Source organism: Vibrio sp. nBUS_14 (genome assembly GCF_051201655.1).
In the GTDB taxonomy this organism is placed as follows: Bacteria; Pseudomonadota; Gammaproteobacteria; order Enterobacterales; family Vibrionaceae; genus Vibrio.
This window is the reverse complement of record NZ_CP179206.1, coordinates 1,440,730-1,459,247: the sequence shown is the minus strand read 5'-3', so window position 1 is coordinate 1,459,247 and position 18,518 is coordinate 1,440,730. Positions and strand designations below refer to the sequence as shown.

Here is an 18,518-nt window from a genome sequence, read left to right as displayed (position 1 = left end):
TAGTCACTATTGATTCACGTCATAAATTGTCTTTATTGATAATAAAGAAAGCGAGCAATGAGACCTAAATACAAATCACTTATAATCATGACTGCGCAACCATTTTTTTATATTCACAAAACAAATAAGGTCACATTGATTTATAAAATTCATCTAAAAAATAACGGCGTACTTCCTCATTAAAAAACGCACTAGAATCAAGATAAGGAGTAGCGAACACATATACAATATTTGCAAATTTACGGTACTGAAATAGAAATGAACCAAACAGAATTCCAACAAAAAATAGCGAGTTTCACTGCCATCGAACAAGCGCTTGATTACTTTGAAATTGGGTTTGATAGCAAGTTCATCGACCAGAACAGAGTCGAGCTCGTGAAGCGCTTTAATGGTTATCTGATTCTTTCGAAACCTGATGATTGGTTTTCTGGACGAAGAGCGCTGAAAAACGCGTACTGTAAGGTGCAACGCAGTAAGCTGGATCACTACACACGATCAGCCTGTCGTGGCTGCACGACTTGCCAGCGTCGATAGCTCACAGAGTTAAAATGCTAACGGTTTAAAAGTAGGCAGCTAAAAAACAGATAGCTGAAATAACATCTCATTACGATTTAGTGAGTGGTTTGCTCGAAAAAAAGTGTGCTAGTCTTACGGCAACTCAACTACGAGATAAAAACTACAATGAAAATTTTCAGCAACTTCGAAAGCGGCAACATTCACGTCGTTTCAGCAGATTCACCACAAAACATTCAACTGACTATCCCGGCAGACAACCAAACTGAAATCTCTCAGTGGTTCCACTTCCGCTTAGAAAGTGATGCTCAACAAGCACACCACTTCGAAATCGGTCAATTGGCAACGTCTGCTTACCCTGAAGGCTGGAAAGATTACGATGTGGTTGCATCGTATGACCGTGAAGAGTGGTTCCGTATTCCATCTCAGTTCGATGGCGACACTCTAAGTTTCGATATCATTCCTGAACACGATTCAATGTACTTCGCGTACTTCGCACCATACTCATACGATCGTCATCAAGATCTTCTGCACAGTGCGCAAACGCACCCTGCTTGTAAGCTTGAAACATTAGGTCACACGCTAGACAACAATGATATCACTTTGCTAACCATTGGTGAGCCAAATGAAGAGAAGAAAAACATCTGGGTTATCGGTCGCCAACACCCTGGCGAGACCATGGCTGAATGGCTAATCGAAGGTTTGCTTCAACGTTTACTCGATGAAACAGACACGGTAGGTCGCTCACTGCTAGACAGCGTTGTATTCCGTGTTGTGCCTAACATGAACCCAGATGGCAGTATCCGTGGCCACCTGCGCACCAACGGTATTGGCGTTAACCTAAATCGTGAATGGCAATCACCTTCTATGGAACGCAGCCCTGAGGTTTTCCTTGTGCGTGAGCGCATGCTAGAAACTGGCGTTGACCTGTGTTTAGACATTCACGGCGACGAAGCAATTCCGTATAACTTTGTAGCGGGCAGCGAAGGCACACCTTCATACAACGAGCGCATTGCAAAACTAGAGAATCACTTCAAGCAAGCGCTTCTGACTATCACGCCAGAGTTCCAAGATGAATTTGGTTACGATAAAGACGAGCCGGGCAAAGCGAATATGACGGTCGGCACCAACTGGATCGGTGAGCAGTTCAAATGTTTGGCTTACACCGTAGAGATGCCATTCAAAGATCACATCAGCCACGCTGACGAACTGTACGGCTGGTCTCCAGAACGTAGCGTTGCATTTGGTCACGACATGCTAGCAGCGGTTTGGGCAACAGTAGACGAGCTATAAAACGAACCATAGACAGACTAAGCGCCTTAGTTTATCCGTATAGTTAGTTTGCTCACATATATAGCAAAACCTAGCACTTTTGAAAGTGCTAGGTTTTTTAATATCGACTTTGATGAGTGAATCTAGCTTTAAGGTATCTAACTTTAAAAGCTTTCTATGCCACTCTGAGGCTAGCAAAAAATACTGGGTATCTTTGCCTAATGTGCCTTTGTTCTGACACCATATCTTTGAAGCTTGGTCCTTGTAACAACTGAACAATCACTTCATCGCCTTCTTGTCGCAGCACAGCACCACTAATATCAATAGTGGTGTTATCATGCAGTCTTAAGCTGCCCGCCATTGAGAAACCTCGATAAACAGGAATGATGTTACGCATCATCAAGCGCACCCCCTTCTCAGACACTTCACTGACATGAAAAAGCTCATCCTTAATTCGCATCACTGGACGTGCCTTTTTTGGGTACTTCAAGCGATAATATTTGCGTTTCTGGGTGAATGACTCTTCACTCATCTGTGACGTCCTGTCTCTGTTTATTTAGTCAGCAATAGCTTTTAGCTTCAATTGGATGCCGATAAACACATTCACCAAGCTAATGGTTATATCGGCTTTACAAGCTAATACTTTAGAGATTTATGCAGAGAAACAAGGATTGCTGAGTATTCAGTAAAGAGTGAGATGTGCGTCGGATATATCAGGAGCTCGATTGTTAGCAATGAATCCTAAAGCTGAAACAACGCCAATTGAATACTGAAGCCAACAAACAACAACCCGCACACAATGTTCATCCACTGAGAAGTGCGCTTTTGAGTCAATAACCTCTTAAACGTATCAGCCATCAAAATGACAACTAAAAACCATGTAGCAACCACTGTTGCCTGTATCGCACCCAGCATTAAACTGTCGGATACAATGTTGTCCGTAGAAACAAACTGAGGGAATATTGAAAGGTAAAACAGGACAATTTTAGGGTTGAGTAAGTTGGTCAATAACCCTTTCACAAATTGATGATAAAGCTTACTACCCGATACACTAACCACAGCAAGCACGCCCTCTTGTGCTCGCAGTGCCGCTCGAAAGTGATTATAACCAAGCCAGATTAAGTACAAGACGCCCAGCCACTTAAGACCTTCAAACGCCATTGGGGTCTGAGATAACAGTAAGCTCATGCCATTCGCAGAAACAAACGCATGAAAAAAGAACCCGCATGACACACCCAACACATTAATAAATGCAAACAGCTTTCTTTGGGTTAAAGCCGTGCTCAATACCAACAGAGCATTTGGGCCTGGAATAATGGCAATAAAAAACACGATGACAATAAACAGCCAGATACTTTCCCAACTCATTTCGCTTTCATTTCCTTATCGCTTGCTAATCATTCTTGATCGTTTTAGGGCGGGTATTGTACGTCCATTCAACACCATTACAATATGCCTAACGTTTATTAGCTTATGCTCAGCTCGCTTGTCTTAGTTCGCTTATATGGATAACGCATAAAATTAACGTGTATAATTCACCCGTTTATCCTGTAACGCTGCAAAACTCATTCTCTAACATTTATAGCCCTGTTAGACTCCATCTCCCTTTTGATACTTGGTTCATTTATGTCATTTGATAGCCTAACCCTAAACGCTCAAATTCTTGCTGCGATCCCCGACCAACTCCACACTCCTACAAAGGTGCAGCAATCGGCTATTCCCCACATTGTCTCAGGCGAAGACGTTATAGCCTTAGCCCAAACAGGCAGCGGGAAAACATTGGCGTTTGGCTTACCTCTGTTAAATAACATCAATGATACAATTCACGAACTGCAAGCGATCATCATTGTTCCAACCCGTGAACTTGCCTCTCAGGTAGCCAAGGCTCTAGAACCCATCGCAACGGCACTTGATATCAAAACGGTGACCCTGACTGGTGGAGTTGATATCGATAGCCAGCAGCAGCAATTGTTAGGCAAGCCACAACTCGTGATCGCAACTCCTGGCCGCCTACTTGCCGTTATTCAAGAAAACAAGCTAGCGCTAACCCAATGCGAGACCTTGGTTCTTGATGAGGCAGACCGTTTACTCGACATGGGGTTTTGGCCAGATATTCAAACCATTATTTCTGCTATTCCTAAAAAACATCAAACACTGCTTTTTTCGGCTACGTTACCAAAAGAGCTGGTCAGTCAGTCTGAGGGGCTTCTTACTCATCCAGTAAAGGTCACGACGCATCAAGAGAACAGTGTCGTTTCAGCCATTGAAGAAACGCTCTACCAAGTGAATAAGGGAAGCAAACCTCAAGCACTGATCGCATTACTGAACCAACATCAGTGGCCACAAGTACTGGTTTTCATCAGTGCCAAAGACAATGCTGACGCGCTCACCAAGCGACTGAATAAAGCGAAAATTAGCGTAAGTGCTTTGCACGGCAACAAAAGCCAAGAAGAAAGAACGCAAGCATTAGAAGGTTTCAAAAATGGTGAAACACGAGTGTTAATCGCAACTGATGTGATGGCTCGAGGCATACATATAGACCAACTGCCTGTCGTAATTAACTTTGACTTGCCATCTCACTCTACGACTTACGTACACCGTGTCGGGCGCACAGGCAGAGCAGGAAGCACTGGATTCGCAATTTCCCTTGTGAGCCACGGTGAAACTGAGCATTTAGACGCCATCCGTATTCTCACCAACAAAGCACTTCCGTTGCAGTCATTAGAAGGTTTTCCAGTAACGGATAAACCCGCATCTGAAACAACAGCGAGAAAACGTCCACCAAAGGACAAAATGGCCAATCGCAGAACGGCAAAAAAGAAGAGTGTTAAGCAATTTAAGAGCAAGCCAAATTCTTCGAAATAACCAGTTCTTTAAAATAACCATAGAAAATCGATTAGCCCAGTATTAACTGGGCTTTTTTATTCAAAGAAAACGGCCAGCTAAATCTGATAGAGACCGCTTAATCACGCCAGATTAAATGACACTTTTATGAATTACGATGCCAACGTATTGATTCTTGGTTGCTCAAAAAAAATACTTTCTAATCACGTTGACGCCCCTATATCTGGCAACTAGATTTTTCTATTAGTGCCTAAAACAGGAGGTCATTGAAATGAAACGTGCTAGCTCTACATATCGATTGCAACTGATTAAGGAAGTGGCAACTCGCCGAGATCGTCAGTGTTCCAATGACCCGATGGCAAACTACATACAAAACCTAATAGATAACAAAGACGAGAGTGACTGTTCTGTTGAACGCAACCACAGGTTCAGTGGGAGTCATTTCGATGAGCACATAGGCGGTTGGGTTAGCGACCACTGGGGTAGCAACTAGGCTATAAGCTCATAAGCCAGGATAACCGCAGTAGAATTTATCTCCGCATAACCTATTATCTGCAACAATTTCCCTTCATTGAGTAAGCAGAAAGTGTCTGAGTTAAAGGGAGAAAAATAAGTGATGGTTGCCTTCCAAGTGATCCCTCGCGTTAAAGAAGGCAACAATTTCGAAGTGGTTGATAAAGCGATTGAAGTAGTGAAATCAGCCGATGCCCTTTTTCAAATTGGTGCGATGGAAACCACAATGAAGGGTGAGCTCAACCAATTACTCGATATCGTTAAAAAGGCTGAGCAAGCTTGTTACGATGCAGGGGCTGTCTAAGTCATAACCAACATTCAGATTCATAGTAAAACCATCGAGGCCGGTGACACATTTTGCACGTACCATCGTGGTGTAACGAAAGCGAATCACATATTTGTTTAAGAAAACGTTCGTTTAGAACCTGTTAGCTTGAGAAGATGTGTCTATTAAGAAAGACTCTGATGAACCAGTGACCTTACTGAAAAGGCATGTCTGAAAGGTGAGAAAGGATTTCCATCCGTTCTTCTTCTGACATCGAATGCCAATCACGCACACTACCTTCAGGGTCATCTTTCGCCCCAATCGGTTTTCTATCCAGTGCTTTGACTGGTTTTTTTTTGATTTTCACGTCCTTTTTATTCATACCGACACCACTCCTTCTGGTACAAAGGTACCTACCTTGGTATTACAGCCCAACCATTATGTAAAGTAATAGTTACCTCTGAGTAAAATAAAAACTCAATAGTTATTGCTTAGCCGAAAAGATCTCTTTGGGGACTTGTGTTTCCCTCTTCTTCTTCAGGCTTACCAACCAAGTTGTTTTGCTTCATTATTTTTCTTCTATAGCGCTGACGGCATAATTTTATGACATGTAATTGCTCCGCAGATGTCATCGACATCCAATTAAAGCGCTCTTCTCTTTTGCGCATACAGCCATGACAATAGCCTTTTTCATCGCTTGAGCAAACCCCAACACAAGGGCTTGGAACTTGGAAAAACTCTAACTGCTCCACCCTGTCTCCTTACACGTTGAAATTAAGCTTACTAATTCAAAAATAAGCGATTAATTTGTCGCCAGACCGATTAAATCCATACTAAACTATGACCTTATACTGACACATATAGTGTTTTGTAAACTATACTTTGAACCCATCAAGTTACATATATTCTGTAACTTCGTTCTTTCCTTTGGAGCCTTATAATATGAAGTTTAGTTCAAAAAAATTACTAGCAGTAGCCGCTTTACCTATGATGTTAGCAGCATGTACAACAACAGGTGACAACGCGATGCAAGTAACACCAACCGATCTACAGCACCATAATTGGGAACTTGCGCAAATTGATGGCAAGGACATTGAGAAAAGCGAAGATCAAGCAACACCTCGTCTAGAGATCGGCGAAAAGCTGACTGCAAACGGCATGGCTGGTTGTAACAACTTCTTTGGTCAGGGCGAATTGAAAGACGGTCAATTCCGTATCAAGCAAATGGGCATGACAATGAAAATGTGTCACGGTTCAGCAATGGAAATAGAACAATCGGTTTCAGCGACTCTAAGCGAGTGGAGCGACATAACCCTAACAAACGAGACGCTAGTACTTAAAAACGATGTACACACACTAACGTACACAATTCGTGATTGGGTAGACTAATCCGTCATCAAAATAGATATTGATTAAAGGAGCCTTCATGGCTCCTTTTTATTGCTTGCTCGATAGCCTAATACATTCAAAACACCACTTATCGCCCGCTTTTCGTACCGACCTCCAATAAATATCAAAAACATCTCATTTAGGTGCAATTAATTCACCGCTTTAACGGTCTGTTGCTAGGATGGCAGAGGCTCCTAGTAATAGATTGAATTTACTATTGAATTAGAAATTATTTCAGAAACAGATAGAATAACTATTAGGGAGCTAGAAAATACAATGCTCTTGCCCGTTCACAACCAAATGGAAAAGTTTATGAACAAGATAGTAAGTACGTTAGGAATCATGGCAACCGTTGCATACAGCGCAACCATTTATGCTGATGAAGCAACATCAACCAATAGCTGGAACCAAATTGAACAGCAGGCAGAGGGAGAAACTGTCTACTTTCACGCTTGGGGCGGAAGCCAAGAGATCAATCGTTACCTACAATGGGCTGGCAAGAAGTTACAGAGTGACTACGGTGTTACCTTAAAGCATGTCAAAGTCACTGATATTGCCGAAACCACCACTCGATTACTCGCAGAAAAAGCGGCAGGCAAGAACACCGAAGGCAGTGTCGATATCGTTTGGATCAATGGTGAAAACTTCCGTTCGATGAAAGACAACGCGCTGTTGTTTGGACCATTCACAAAATCACTTCCAAACTGGCAGTACGTTGATAAATCTTTACCGATTGATGTCGACTTCTCTGAACCGACAGAAGGCCTAGAAGCACCGTGGGGCGTTGGACAACTTGTATTCATCCATGACCAAGAGACACTACACAATCCGCCACAATCTTTCTCAGAGATGTTGAACTACGCTCAAGCTTTCCCTAACCGCTTAAGCTACCCTCGCCCACCTGAATTTCACGGCACCAGCTTCGTCAAGTCTCTACTGATTGAGCTCACAGACAACAACCCTGCACTTGCTAAGCCGGTTTCAGAAGACAACTTCCAAGAAGTTACGGCACCACTTTGGGCTTACCTAGATAAATTCCATAAAGTGGCATGGCGCGGTGGCAAACAATTCCCAGCAGGCACATCTGAAAGTATCCAACTTCTAGATGATGGTCAGCTCGATTTAGCGATTACATTCAATCCAAACTCTGTGTATTCAGCACAAGCAAGCGGCCGTTTAGCGGAAACCACCAAAGCTTATGCATTAGAAAGCGGAGCTCTGTCTAACATCCACTTCCTTGCGATTCCTTGGAATGCTAATGCAAGTGCTGGCGCTCAAGTCACCATCAACTTCTTATTGAGCCCTGAAGCACAATCGCGTAAAGGCGACCTCAATGTTTGGGGCGACCCTTCAGTGTTGAGCAGCAAGTACCTGACTGGAAGCGCTAAAAATACCCAGCAATTTAAATCAATTGATGAACCACACCCAAGCTGGCAAAACGCGCTCGAGAAAGAGTGGCTTAAGCGATACGGTAACTAAAATTCATGCTACGCGCTCTATATTTTGTTGTTATAGCTGTGTGCATTATCCCTACGATTCCTGGGGTAGCGGGAGTAGTGACTTCGTCACTGAGTTTCATCCCGCCCCTAGGTTTAGAGGAGCCCTCACTCAACGGTTTTAGCCAAGTCTTCCAATGGGAAGGTGCTTGGCACTCGATTAGCTTAAGCCTAGGTTCAGCAATCGCAAGCAGCTACATCGCCTGCTTTCTTACCTTTTGTATTCTTCTAGCGTCTTGGGGAAACAAGTTTTGGAGAAAGATAGAGCTAACGCTATCGCCAATGCTTGCCATCCCACATGTTGCTTTTGCCATTGGCTTTGCTTTTCTATTTAGCCCGACAGGACTTGGGGCCAGAGCCATGCATCACTTACTTGGTGAATCGGCCGCAAGTTCTGAATTGGCTTTGTTGGTTAAAAACCCTTACGCGTTCGGCCTCATCATCATGTTGGCGCTTAAAGAAGTCCCTTTCTTATTACTGATGAGCATATCGATACTTCAACAAATCGATATCGAACGCATCACTAAGGTGAGTGCTTCACTAGGCTACAGTCGTGCTCAGATCTGGTGGAAGTGTATTTTCCCACAATGGTTTACCAAACTTCGTTTCCCTATGTTGGCGGTGCTTGCTTACAGCGTGTCGGTTGTCGATATTGCTCTGATCATTGGCCCAACCAACCCACCGACCTTTGCCGTTTTGGTATGGCAATGGTTTAACGACCCAGACCTCAACCTACTGCCGCGAGCAGCGGCCGGTGCCATTGTTCTATTTGGCTTAGCGTCGTTGATCATCGCCTTAGCGCGTTTAATCGAATGGGCAGTTTTGAAGTACTTTCGAACTTGGCAATATTCAGGAAGAACAGGCACAAACCTTCCAGGAAAAACGACCTTCGCAGTTCTTGCGACATTATCACTGCTGATCATCCCACTAATGGGGATTTGGAGTGTTGCTCAGCGTTGGCGCTTCCCTGATTTACTTCCAAGTCGCTATAGCATGCGTTTTTGGGAGTTTGAATGGGATGGCATCATAAGCACCGTTGGTCAAAGCTTATGGATTGGGCTTATTGCCGCTTCCGTCGCTTTATTACTCGCGCTGGTTGCTCATGAATACCGAATCAAATACAAGTGGCAAGTTCCAGGTTTTATTATCGCGATTCCCATGTTGATACCTCAACTCTCGGTATTGTTCGGCATGCAAGTGACCACCCTGTACATAGGAAGCAACGCCTATGAGTTTTGGGTAATTTGGGCACATGTATTCTTCGCCTTCCCGTTTGTGTACTTGTCTTTAGATGGCCCTTGGAAAAGCTTCAATGATGGCCTAATAAAAGCTTCACTGAGCTTAGGTAAATCGCCATTTCAAAGTTGGTACTCCATTAAGCTGCCAATATTGCTGCCTGCTATCGCCTTCGCTTGGGCGGTCGGGATCAGTGTGAGTTTGGCTCAGTACCTGCCGACATTAATGCTCGGTGCGGGTCGAATTAGCACGATCACCACAGAAGCTGTTGCCCTAACCAGTGGTTTCGACCGCAGGGTAACGGCAATTTATGCTATCTGGCAGGCCTTGTTGCCTCTGTTCTTTTTCTCTTTAGCGATATTGGTCAGCCGACTTCAACTCAGATATCGCCGTCTTACTTTTAAAGGTTTTCTAACGAATGAGTCTGCACCTCAACGACCTCGCCATCCATAAAAACGATGGTATATCGCTGTTTTCAGCGCTAAACGTAACATTAGAATCAGGCCAAGTATTGGCTTTGATGGGGCCGAGCGGCTGCGGAAAATCGACTTTGCTGGACGCCGTAGCGGGTCACCTTAATGATGAGTTTTCGTATTCTGGCACCGTTATTTTGAACGACATTCAGCTAGACGACTTGCCATCGCATCAACGTGAAGTCGGTATTCTGTTTCAAGATGATTTGTTGTTCCCTCACCTCAAGGTATGGGAGAACTTGGCGTTCTCTCTGCCTAATTCAGTTAAGGGGTCCGCTCGTCAACAACAAGCAATGGCCGCGTTAAAAGACATTGAGTTAACTCATTTAGCTGAGTCATACCCTGACCAAATATCCGGTGGCCAACGAGCAAGAATAAGCTTAACTCGAATGCTGTTAGCAAAGCCTAAGCTAGCCCTGCTTGACGAACCATTCAGCAAACTAGACCAAGAGTTAAGAGCACAATTTCGTGATTGGGTGTTCGAACAATTGACGAAAGCGAATATCCCAACGTTAATGGTCACGCACGACAAAGCCGATGTACCTCAAGGGGCGCAAGTACTGTCTTGGCCATGGAGAAGTCATCATGCTGGATAAGTACTCCATCAAGGTCATTAAATGGCCATTAAACCAATCAGCTAAGTTACTGAACCAATTTGGTATCACAGCGAATCAAACCACCTTGTTTGGCTTTCTTGTCGGGTGTTTAGCATTTCCCGCGTTGGCATTTCAACAATACGAATGGGCGTTAGGGTTCATTGTATTTAACAGAGTATGTGACGGACTGGATGGGGCTTTGGCTCGAATCCAAGGCATTAGCGACGCTGGCGGTTTTCTCGACATCAGCCTCGATTTCCTTTTCTACTCATTAATCCCTTTTGGTTTTGTGATTGCGAACCCAGAGCACAACGCCATTGCAGGTGCATTTTTAATCTTCTCTTTTATCGGCACAGGCAGCAGCTTTCTAGCGTTTGCGGTGATGGCAGGTAAACGCGGTATCGAAAACCCAGTCTATAAACATAAGTCTCTGTACTACATGTCTGGGCTAACCGAAGGCACAGAAACCATCGCTTGTTTCATTGCTTTCTGTATTTGGCCTCAACACTTTGCAGTTATCGCTTATACCTTTGGCGCGGCGTGTTGGTTGACTACGTTTATGCGTATTTATTTTGGGTTCCAGACACTCAAGAATCAAAACAGCTAGTCTCATTTTCTGTATTCCGTACTCCTCATAAACAAAAACGCCGCTCAATGATGAGCGGCGTTTGTTTTCTAACTGAGTTTTAACCCAATTAGGAATTTTTGAAATCAGGCTTCTGCAGAAGCTTTGATCTTAAACCTCAGCACCTTTAGACTTGAATCAACGTCGACATCGACAAACTCAGGTGGGTTGTCTAAACGTTCAATGAACTCAACGCTAGGGGCTTCTTCTGCCATCGTCTCAATTAGGAAGTTTGGTGATACCGCTGGTGAGTTGACACAAGCAACCACTTCTCCGCCTTCTGTTAGAAGCTCAGGCAAACGGCGTAGGATCTTTTTGTAATCTTTAGTGAGTGCAAAGCTGCCTTTTTGGAACGAAGGCGGATCGATGATCACGAGCTCGTAAGGGCCGCCTTTCTTGATTTTTCCCCATGACTTAAAAATATCGTAACCAAGGAAGTTAACCGAGCGCATGTCGTGGTCATTCAAACGGTGATTATCGCGGCCTTTGTTTAGCGAGCCACGCGACATATCCACGTTCATGCATTGGCGAGCGCCGCCAGCGATAGCTGCGACGGAGAAGCCACAAGTGTATGCGAACAAGTTAAGAACATTCTTACCCTTGGCATTATCTTGTACCCACTGACGACCGTTACGCATGTCTAGGAACAAACCGAAGTTCTGATTACGGCCAATGTCGAGCTGATATTTAAGACCGTGCTCAACCACGACTGGAGAGTCGTTTAACTCGCCCCACAGCACTTCTGAGGGCGCACCATCGGTATAACGGTGTTGCAAAACAATGCTTGTACCCTGCTTTGCTTGCCAGATGTCTTTATTGGTCAAGTCAACCAATCCAGCTTTAAGAGATGACAAGAACTCATCGTCTACTTCTTTGAATACGTTAACCAGTAGCTGCCCATCAACCCAATCACATGTCAGTTGATCTAGACCTGGCCAAAACTTACCACGACCGTGAAAAATGCGACGTAGTTCATTCGGTACTTCATTAAGTTGCTGTTCAATATGACTAAAAAACAGAGGTAAAGCTGATGCTTCCATTATTTCACTCACTTAGTATTTAGCTTCGGCCAATTTAATGACCAAGGTTCAAGCCAACTGTCTAAACCAGCAGACACCGTCTCTTGATGCCACTTCTCACCCAAGGAATCGAGATTCCTTGGGTCGCAGACATATTCGTAGGCTTGTGATTGATAGGTAAATCGAATCGCGAAGGCATGCAGATAACCTCTATCAGCCTCACTCGATGAATTATAAATAGGGTCACCAATAATGGCCGAGCCGATCGACTTCATCGCAACACGGATCTGATGCGTACGTCCCGTATAAGGTTTACATAACAGCAGACGCTCGCCGGGTTCAGCGGTTGCAGATAAAAACTGAGTAATCGCTGGATTTTCTTTGCTTGTCAGTAGTTTCCAGCTTGAACGTCGTGAACGCTCCATATCACCTGAGATCAGCCCCTGCCTTTTCTTTGGCTTCTTCGAACCAATCGCAAGGTAGTACTTCTCGACTTCACGCTTTGCGAACAGCTGTGAAAGCTCACTCGCTGCCGGAGCATTCTTTGCTAACAGCAGAATACCAGAGGTCATTTTATCGAGGCGGTGAACGAGATATAACTTCGGCTCATTAAGCGCATTAGCGACTTCTTGCAGCAGCATGGTGTCACCATCGTCTTTGTGGACGCTGACTCTAGGGTGCTTATTAATGAGTAAAAAATCTGAATGGTTCAGAAGAATGTCGAACATGTAAAGGCTAGCTCCATTATAGAGCGTGGAGTATACCGTGTCTGAACCCAGATTCCAGCTACGAAAAAGCCCAACCAACTCAATAAACGTTGAATCATTGGGCTGCTTTTTAATTGTCTGCTTTCGGTAATGGCTATTTAGCCAATATAGAATACGAACTAAGCACTAAGCACTAAGCACTAAGCACTAAACACTAAACAAGTTTGAACTTACCAACCAAAGCTTCTAGCTCAGTAACCTTTGCATTCAAGCCCAGCGTATTTTCTGAGCTGCGAGTCGCCATTTGCAAGGATTGCTCTGAGATATCACTGATCGCCGTAATATCCGCAGCAATCTCTTTGGTCACCGCTGTCTGTTCTTCTGCTGCCGTCGCGATAGAGTCGATACCGCCTTGTACTTTGCTCTACACCAATTTCAACTAAACGACCGTTGTCTTGAGTGTAAGCCACGGCTTCTTGAGTACTAGACTGAATAGATTGGATGATGCCAGACACTTCTTGCGTTGCTTTAGTAGTTCTTTCAGCCAAACACAATGGCAGATAACACCATAATGCCTACCTAAATAAAATACAGCCCCAATCGGCCTAACCAATAAGTAGATCGGCTAGCACACGGATAAAATAAGTGAATGTAATGCTTTTATTTTTCGTCAATTATTAAGTCTCAGACATAAAAAAACGGGGGCCATTGGCTCCCGTTTCTTAACTTACTTTAACTCGCGATTATAACTTCTCAGATATTAGAACTTCTTAGAATTACAGCTTCTTAAAGCTATAGTTTCTTAGAGATAAGCGCAGAGCCAGCAATGATACCAATACCTAGTAGCATGATTGCACCTTTACCGCTGTCGAAGCCAGAAGAGATACCCATGAACGCTACGATAGCGATAGCTACTGGGATGATGTACTTAACGAGTGTATACCATACACCGAATAGAGGGAAAGATACTTCACCGTCGTTAGTGATTTCTTTCTCTAGGTCAGCACGGTTTAGTCTCCAACCAGCGAAGATACATACCAACATACCACCAACTGCTAGGAAGATCTTATCAGTTAGTAGGTCGAAGATATCGAACGCACCAGTACCGAACAGTGTTGGACCGAAGCCACCAAGTGATAGAGAAGCAAAGATACATAGAATCGCCATTACTACACTTGCAGACAGTACTGCGTTCACACGCTTCATGCCTTTCTCATCGATTAGGTAAGAAACCACAACTTCAAGTAGAGAAACTGAAGAAGTTAGTGCCGCAACGCTTAGGCCAACGAAGAACATAAGAGCAAATAGAAGACCAACTACGCCGCCCATTTCAGCAAATAGCTGAGGAACAACAACGAATACTAGACCAGGACCAGCTGCAGGTTCCATACCGAATGCGAACATTGCAGGGAACATTGCAACACCAGCTAGGATAGCAACGCCTGTATCCATCGCCGTAACCATTGCTGTCGTTTGAACTAGGTTCTCTTTCTTCTTAAGGTAAGAACCGTATGTCAACATACAACCCATACCAAGACTTAGTGAGAAGAAGGCTTGACCTAGTGCAGCTAGGATTACACCGCTGTCTACTTTAGAGAAGTCAGGGCTAAATAGGAATTCAAGACCAGCCATCGCGCCCGGAAGCATTAGGCCTTTGATTGATACCACGATAAGGATGATGAAAAGAAGTGGCATCAGAATCTTACCCGCTTTCTCAATACCGCCAGAAATACCCTTCATAACGATGACAACGTTAAGTAGTAGGTATAGGCCCATCCACATAAGTGGTTGAACTGGGTTTGAGATAAAACCACCGAAGCTATCGCCAATTGCTTCGGGTGCGTCTAGTAGACCACCAGCGATTTTACCTATGTATGCGATAGACCAGCCACCTACTACAGGGTAGAAACCCATGATCAGTAGACCACTGACTACGCCGATAACACCAGCGAACGTCCAACGACGGTCAGTCGATTTAAATGCGCCTACTGCTGATTTTTGCGTATGACGGCCAATCGCAAATTCAGTCAGCATGACACTGAAACCAATGAAGATTACAAAAAACAGGTAAATTGCAACGAATGCACCGCCGCCACTTTCGCCTGCTGTGTATGGGAATTTCCAGATGTTACCTAAGCCAACAGCAGAACCTGCTGCAGCCATTACGAATCCTAATTTCGAACCCCAGGTATCGCGGGGTGTTGTGGTTGTATTACTAGTAGCCACGTGTACTCCAAAATTTTATGTTATGTGATGTTGTGTTTTGCTTTGGGTGGCGTCTTTAAAAGATAAGGTGTATAAAAAAATTTACACACCTAAAAGATTTGATTGACGCTCGTTATATAGCAAGTAAACCAGTTTAAGAATATAATTGGAAGTGCGAACCGTATATATTTCGTTACCAATATGAGTTTCCATGGTTAAATGCCGAATTTTTGTACAAAACAATCGTTTTCGTCTTAAGTTAACCAAAACTTAACAACTATAACCTGTTTACAGCTTTAGCTCTAATTTGTAAATAGTTGATTCCTTAAATTCCCATATCCGCAAAATAGCATTACTATCTAAGTGTCTCTTTTTTCGAGTAATCAATGTGGAAAAGCTCTACCATTTTTTAACTTTGGCTTCCGTTGCTTTGTACTGGATCCTTGTAGCCGGTGTGACCTTCCGTGTCGTACTAAAACGACGCTCTGTGAGTGTCTCTCTCGCGTGGCTGATGGTTATCTACATTATCCCGATTGTCGGAGTGGCTTGTTACTTCCTTTTCGGTGAGCTAAACCTTGGTAAAAAGCGGGCTGAGCGCGCGCACCGCATGTTTACTCCCTTTGGTGATTGGTTCCGACAATTAAATGATTGTCAGCTCCACCGTCCTGGAAAAGTCGGCTCCCCTATCCACAAGATCGACGAGCTTTGTAACAAACGAATGGGCATCCCTGCGCTCAGTGGAAACACACTTTCTCTGCAATCCTCACCCAATGAGATCCTACACGCAATTATCGAAGATATAGAAAATGCCCAAACCAGTATCAAAATGGTTTTCTATATTTGGCACCCTGGCGGTCTAACGGATTCAGTCGCATCAGCTTTAATACGAGCCGCGAAGCGCGGCGTTGATGTAAAGGTTTTACTCGATTCTGCAGGTAGCCCTCGCTTCTTCAAAAGCCATTGGCATTCAATGATGAAAGACGCTGGCGTTCACGTCGTACAAGCTCTAGAAGTTAGCCCTTGGCGTATTTTTTTACGTCGCTTAGATTTAAGACAACATCGTAAAATCATCGTGATTGATGAAACCATCGCTTATACAGGTTCAATGAACATGGTGGACCCTGCTCACTTCAAACAAAACTCAGGTGTCGGACAGTGGATTGACGTCATGGTGCGCGTTACTGGACCTACGGTTAACGTATTGTCTGCAATTCATGGTTGGGATTGGGAAGTTGAAACGGGTGTACGAATTCTTCCGGACCTACCGGAGTGCGCTGTCGAAGAAATAAAGACTCACCACCCAGTGCAAGTGGTTCCATCTGGTCCGGGTATGCCGGAATATTTGATTCTGCAAGTTTTAACCATTGCGATTAATCAGGCGAATCACTCTGTTCGTATCACTACGCCCTACTTCGTACCCAGTGCCGACTTACTAGAGACACTTAAAATGACCGCGCAGCGTGGTGTGAACGTAGCACTGGTCATTCCACACAACAACGATTCATTAATGGTCAAATGGGCTTCTCGTGCGTTTTATACCGAGTTGCTTGAAGCTGGCGTGAAGATCTATGAATTTTACGGTGGTCTTCTTCATACCAAATCGGTAGTGATCGATGAAGAGTTTTGCTTGATTGGAACGGTCAATATCGACATGCGCAGCTTGTGGTTGAACTTTGAAGTGACGCTTGCCGTTGATGATGTGCACTTCACTCAGCAGCTATCTGAATTACAACAGTCCTATATTGATTCCTCTCATCCTATTGAATTAGAACAATGGGAAAAAAGGAATTTGAGAAACCGTTTCTTTGAAAGGCTGTTCTACTTATTTAACCCGCTGCTCTAACGTCAACAAAGCCTTCGATGCATCTAGACGTTAAAATCTATCACCACTTTTATATCTATCGCTTTTTAGCCTTTCATTGAAAAACTCACTGAAAAGTTAAAAAGCGAAAGAAAACCGTAAAAACTCAGCCTCTCCTCTTGCTTTGATGCCTCTTCGCATGTTTTAAATAGGGCATAACCGTTCGATAAGGAATTCACAGCATGTCCGAAAGTAAAACCACCAAACTCATCACTGCAGGTCGTGATAAGAAGTGGACCAATGGCGTCGTTAACCCACCCGTGCAACGCGCTTCAACTGTTGTTTTCAACACGGTAGAAGAGAAACGCAAAGCGACCGTTAATCGCGCTAACAAGACACTTTTCTACGGACGCCGTGGCACTACGACTCATTTCGCATTTCAAGATGCAATGGTTGAAGTTGAAGGCGGTGCAGGCTGTGCTCTATACCCTTGTGGTACTGCAGCAATCTCAAACGCAATCTTATCGTTTGTTGAAACCGGTGATCACATCTTAATGGTCGATACCTGTTACGAGCCGACGCGTGATTTCTGTGACACCATCATGAAAAAGATGGGCGTAGAAACAACTTACTACGAACCAACGATTGGCGAAGGCATCCAAGGCCTTATCAAGCCAAATACCAAGGTATTATTTACCGAGTCTCCGGGTTCAGTAACCATGGAAGTTCAAGATGTTCCAACCCTAGCTCGTATTGCTCACGAACATGGCATCATCGTTATGCTTGATAATACTTGGGCGGCAGGTGTGAACTTCTCACCGTTTGATTTCGGTGTTGATATCTCGATTCAAGCAGCTACTAAATACATCGTGGGTCATTCAGACGTAATGCTAGGTACCGCTGTTGCCAACGAAAAGTGCTGGGATCAACTACGTGAACAGAGTTACTTGATGGGACAGTGCGTATCTCCAGATGATGCTTATCTTGGTCTTCGCGGTATTCGAACGCTTGACGTTCGACTTCGCCAACACGCTGAAAGCAGCTTAAATGTCGCGAAATGGTTAGAGACTCGTCCTGAAGTTGATCATGTTCGTCACCCTGCCCTTGAATCTTGTCCTGGTCATGAATTCTTTAAGCGAGACTTTACTGGCGGTAATGGCCTGTTCTCGTTCGTTCTGAAAAACTCAAACCCACAAGCGACGACCGCTCTACTTGATGGTATGACACACTTCAGTATGGGTTATTCATGGGGAGGGTTTGAGAGTTTGATTCTAGCTAATGAACCAAGCAGCTTTAACAGCCTAAGAACAGTAGCAAATCCAAACTTCGAAGGAACTCTGATACGCGTTCATATCGGCTTGGAAGACGTCGATGACTTAATTGCAGACCTAGAGGCTGGCTTAGAGCGTTATAACGCGCTTGTTTAATTTAAAAAGTTAAGCAGATTCAGTACCAAAAGGCAGGGTATTCCTGCCTTTTGGACTTAGGACTTAGGACTTAGGACTTAGCCTAGACAGCCCTTTTCTAATTTTTGTTTATCACATTAATCCAGCATCTATCAATT

Annotated in this window: 18 protein-coding genes and 2 pseudogenes; 12 read left to right on the top strand and 8 right to left on the bottom strand. The window is 44.1% G+C overall.

Annotated features, from left to right (window positions below; all coding sequences use genetic code 11):
- Positions 1-258 precede the first annotated feature (258 nt).
- Positions 259-534, top strand: a complete 276-nt coding sequence (locus ACMAZD_RS06850) for a nitrogenase-stabilizing/protective protein NifW (RefSeq protein WP_435249035.1) — start codon at positions 259-261, stop codon at positions 532-534.
- Between the two features lie 147 nt (positions 535-681).
- Positions 682-1,806 (top strand): M14 family metallopeptidase, encoded by a 1,125-nt coding sequence (locus ACMAZD_RS06845; protein ID WP_435249034.1) that lies wholly within the window; start codon positions 682-684, stop codon positions 1,804-1,806.
- 154 nt (positions 1,807-1,960) lie between these two features.
- On the opposite strand, the gene ACMAZD_RS06840 is transcribed toward ACMAZD_RS06845, so the two are convergent.
- Positions 1,961-2,317, bottom strand: a complete 357-nt coding sequence (locus ACMAZD_RS06840; RefSeq protein WP_435249033.1) for a PilZ domain-containing protein — start codon at positions 2,315-2,317, stop codon at positions 1,961-1,963.
- A 209-nt stretch (positions 2,318-2,526) separates the two neighbouring features.
- A complete protein-coding gene (locus ACMAZD_RS06835) occupies positions 2,527-3,153 on the bottom strand; it encodes a LysE family translocator (protein WP_435249032.1) in 627 nt (208 codons plus the stop codon).
- Positions 3,154-3,411: 258 nt separating this feature from the next.
- Here ACMAZD_RS06835 and ACMAZD_RS06830 point away from each other — a divergent pair, with 258 nt between their 5' ends.
- The 3 genes and pseudogenes from ACMAZD_RS06830 to ACMAZD_RS06820 all read left to right on the top strand — a co-directional run bounded on the left by ACMAZD_RS06830 (position 3,412) and on the right by ACMAZD_RS06820 (position 5,548).
- Positions 3,412-4,650, top strand: a complete 1,239-nt coding sequence (locus ACMAZD_RS06830) for a DEAD/DEAH box helicase (RefSeq protein WP_435249031.1) — start codon at positions 3,412-3,414, stop codon at positions 4,648-4,650.
- A 250-nt stretch (positions 4,651-4,900) separates the two neighbouring features.
- Positions 4,901-5,122 carry a hypothetical protein gene (locus ACMAZD_RS06825; RefSeq protein WP_435249030.1) on the top strand — a complete coding sequence of 74 codons (222 nt, stop codon included), beginning with the start codon at positions 4,901-4,903 and terminating at the stop codon, positions 5,120-5,122.
- A gap of 123 nt (positions 5,123-5,245) precedes the next feature.
- Positions 5,246-5,548: pseudogene (locus ACMAZD_RS06820) on the top strand (thiamine-binding protein).
- Between the two features lie 73 nt (positions 5,549-5,621).
- Here the strand turns inward: ACMAZD_RS06820 and ACMAZD_RS06815 are convergent.
- Both ACMAZD_RS06815 and ACMAZD_RS06810 read right to left on the bottom strand, forming a co-directional pair.
- Positions 5,622-5,789 (bottom strand): hypothetical protein, encoded by a 168-nt coding sequence (locus tag ACMAZD_RS06815; RefSeq protein ID WP_435249029.1) that lies wholly within the window; start codon positions 5,787-5,789, stop codon positions 5,622-5,624.
- Between the two features lie 109 nt (positions 5,790-5,898).
- The gene (locus ACMAZD_RS06810; RefSeq protein ID WP_017109882.1) at positions 5,899-6,159 is read right to left on the bottom strand and encodes a DUF1289 domain-containing protein; all 261 of its coding nucleotides are present in this window, start codon (positions 6,157-6,159) and stop codon (positions 5,899-5,901) included.
- A 190-nt stretch (positions 6,160-6,349) separates the two neighbouring features.
- Here ACMAZD_RS06810 and ACMAZD_RS06805 point away from each other — a divergent pair, with 190 nt between their 5' ends.
- From ACMAZD_RS06805 to ACMAZD_RS06785, 5 genes are all read left to right on the top strand, one after another.
- Positions 6,350-6,796, top strand: a complete 447-nt coding sequence (locus ACMAZD_RS06805) for an META domain-containing protein (RefSeq protein WP_435249028.1) — start codon at positions 6,350-6,352, stop codon at positions 6,794-6,796.
- 312 nt (positions 6,797-7,108) lie between these two features.
- Positions 7,109-8,275 (top strand): ABC transporter substrate-binding protein, encoded by a 1,167-nt coding sequence (locus tag ACMAZD_RS06800; protein WP_435249027.1) that lies wholly within the window; start codon positions 7,109-7,111, stop codon positions 8,273-8,275.
- Positions 8,276-8,280: 5 nt separating this feature from the next.
- Positions 8,281-9,981, top strand: a complete 1,701-nt coding sequence (locus ACMAZD_RS06795; protein ID WP_435249026.1) for an ABC transporter permease — start codon at positions 8,281-8,283, stop codon at positions 9,979-9,981.
- Positions 9,947-10,597 (top strand): ATP-binding cassette domain-containing protein, encoded by a 651-nt coding sequence (locus tag ACMAZD_RS06790; protein ID WP_435249025.1) that lies wholly within the window; start codon positions 9,947-9,949, stop codon positions 10,595-10,597. Before ACMAZD_RS06795 ends, ACMAZD_RS06790 begins: the two co-directional genes overlap by 35 nt.
- Positions 10,587-11,204, top strand: coding sequence for a CDP-alcohol phosphatidyltransferase family protein (locus ACMAZD_RS06785; protein ID WP_435249024.1), 618 nt, complete (start codon positions 10,587-10,589; stop codon positions 11,202-11,204). Before ACMAZD_RS06790 ends, ACMAZD_RS06785 begins: the two co-directional genes overlap by 11 nt.
- A gap of 104 nt (positions 11,205-11,308) precedes the next feature.
- On the opposite strand, the gene ACMAZD_RS06780 is transcribed toward ACMAZD_RS06785, so the two are convergent.
- From ACMAZD_RS06780 to ACMAZD_RS06765, 4 genes and pseudogenes are all read right to left on the bottom strand, one after another.
- Entirely contained in the window at positions 11,309-12,262 is a 954-nt protein-coding gene (locus tag ACMAZD_RS06780; protein WP_435249023.1) for a class I SAM-dependent methyltransferase, read from the bottom strand.
- An 8-nt stretch (positions 12,263-12,270) separates the two neighbouring features.
- Positions 12,271-12,969 carry a TIGR01621 family pseudouridine synthase gene (locus ACMAZD_RS06775; RefSeq protein WP_435249022.1) on the bottom strand — a complete coding sequence of 233 codons (699 nt, stop codon included), beginning with the start codon at positions 12,967-12,969 and terminating at the stop codon, positions 12,271-12,273.
- A gap of 193 nt (positions 12,970-13,162) precedes the next feature.
- Positions 13,163-13,496 (bottom strand): annotated as a pseudogene (locus ACMAZD_RS06770) (methyl-accepting chemotaxis protein); the annotation flags it as partial.
- A gap of 244 nt (positions 13,497-13,740) precedes the next feature.
- Positions 13,741-15,174: a sodium-dependent transporter gene (locus tag ACMAZD_RS06765; RefSeq protein WP_435249021.1), complete on the bottom strand. Its 1,434-nt coding sequence runs from the start codon at positions 15,172-15,174 to the stop codon at positions 13,741-13,743.
- Positions 15,175-15,541: 367 nt separating this feature from the next.
- Here ACMAZD_RS06765 and cls point away from each other — a divergent pair, with 367 nt between their 5' ends.
- Together cls and ACMAZD_RS06755 are read left to right on the top strand one after the other, a co-directional pair.
- Positions 15,542-16,996 (top strand): cardiolipin synthase, encoded by a 1,455-nt coding sequence (gene cls / locus ACMAZD_RS06760; protein ID WP_435249020.1) that lies wholly within the window; start codon positions 15,542-15,544, stop codon positions 16,994-16,996.
- Between the two features lie 200 nt (positions 16,997-17,196).
- On the top strand, positions 17,197-18,381 hold the full coding sequence (locus ACMAZD_RS06755; RefSeq protein ID WP_435249019.1) for a cystathionine beta-lyase: 1,185 nt from the start codon (positions 17,197-17,199) through the stop codon (positions 18,379-18,381).
- The last annotated feature ends 137 nt before the right edge of the window (positions 18,382-18,518 follow it).

Coding starts and splice junctions, on each gene's coding strand:
- ACMAZD_RS06850 (WP_435249035.1), top strand. CDS start 259: ATGAACCAAACAGAATTCCAACAAAAAATAGCGAGTTTCACTGCCATC.
- ACMAZD_RS06845 (WP_435249034.1), top strand. CDS start 682: ATGAAAATTTTCAGCAACTTCGAAAGCGGCAACATTCACGTCGTTTCA.
- ACMAZD_RS06840 (WP_435249033.1), bottom strand. CDS start 2,317: ATGAGTGAAGAGTCATTCACCCAGAAACGCAAATATTATCGCTTGAAG.
- ACMAZD_RS06835 (WP_435249032.1), bottom strand. CDS start 3,153: ATGAGTTGGGAAAGTATCTGGCTGTTTATTGTCATCGTGTTTTTTATT.
- ACMAZD_RS06830 (WP_435249031.1), top strand. CDS start 3,412: ATGTCATTTGATAGCCTAACCCTAAACGCTCAAATTCTTGCTGCGATC.
- ACMAZD_RS06825 (WP_435249030.1), top strand. CDS start 4,901: ATGAAACGTGCTAGCTCTACATATCGATTGCAACTGATTAAGGAAGTG.
- ACMAZD_RS06815 (WP_435249029.1), bottom strand. CDS start 5,789: ATGAATAAAAAGGACGTGAAAATCAAAAAAAAACCAGTCAAAGCACTG.
- ACMAZD_RS06805 (WP_435249028.1), top strand. CDS start 6,350: ATGAAGTTTAGTTCAAAAAAATTACTAGCAGTAGCCGCTTTACCTATG.
- ACMAZD_RS06800 (WP_435249027.1), top strand. CDS start 7,109: ATGAACAAGATAGTAAGTACGTTAGGAATCATGGCAACCGTTGCATAC.
- ACMAZD_RS06795 (WP_435249026.1), top strand. CDS start 8,281: ATGCTACGCGCTCTATATTTTGTTGTTATAGCTGTGTGCATTATCCCT.
- ACMAZD_RS06790 (WP_435249025.1), top strand. CDS start 9,947: ATGAGTCTGCACCTCAACGACCTCGCCATCCATAAAAACGATGGTATA.
- ACMAZD_RS06785 (WP_435249024.1), top strand. CDS start 10,587: ATGCTGGATAAGTACTCCATCAAGGTCATTAAATGGCCATTAAACCAA.
- ACMAZD_RS06780 (WP_435249023.1), bottom strand. CDS start 12,262: ATGGAAGCATCAGCTTTACCTCTGTTTTTTAGTCATATTGAACAGCAA.
- ACMAZD_RS06775 (WP_435249022.1), bottom strand. CDS start 12,969: ATGTTCGACATTCTTCTGAACCATTCAGATTTTTTACTCATTAATAAG.
- ACMAZD_RS06755 (WP_435249019.1), top strand. CDS start 17,197: ATGTCCGAAAGTAAAACCACCAAACTCATCACTGCAGGTCGTGATAAG.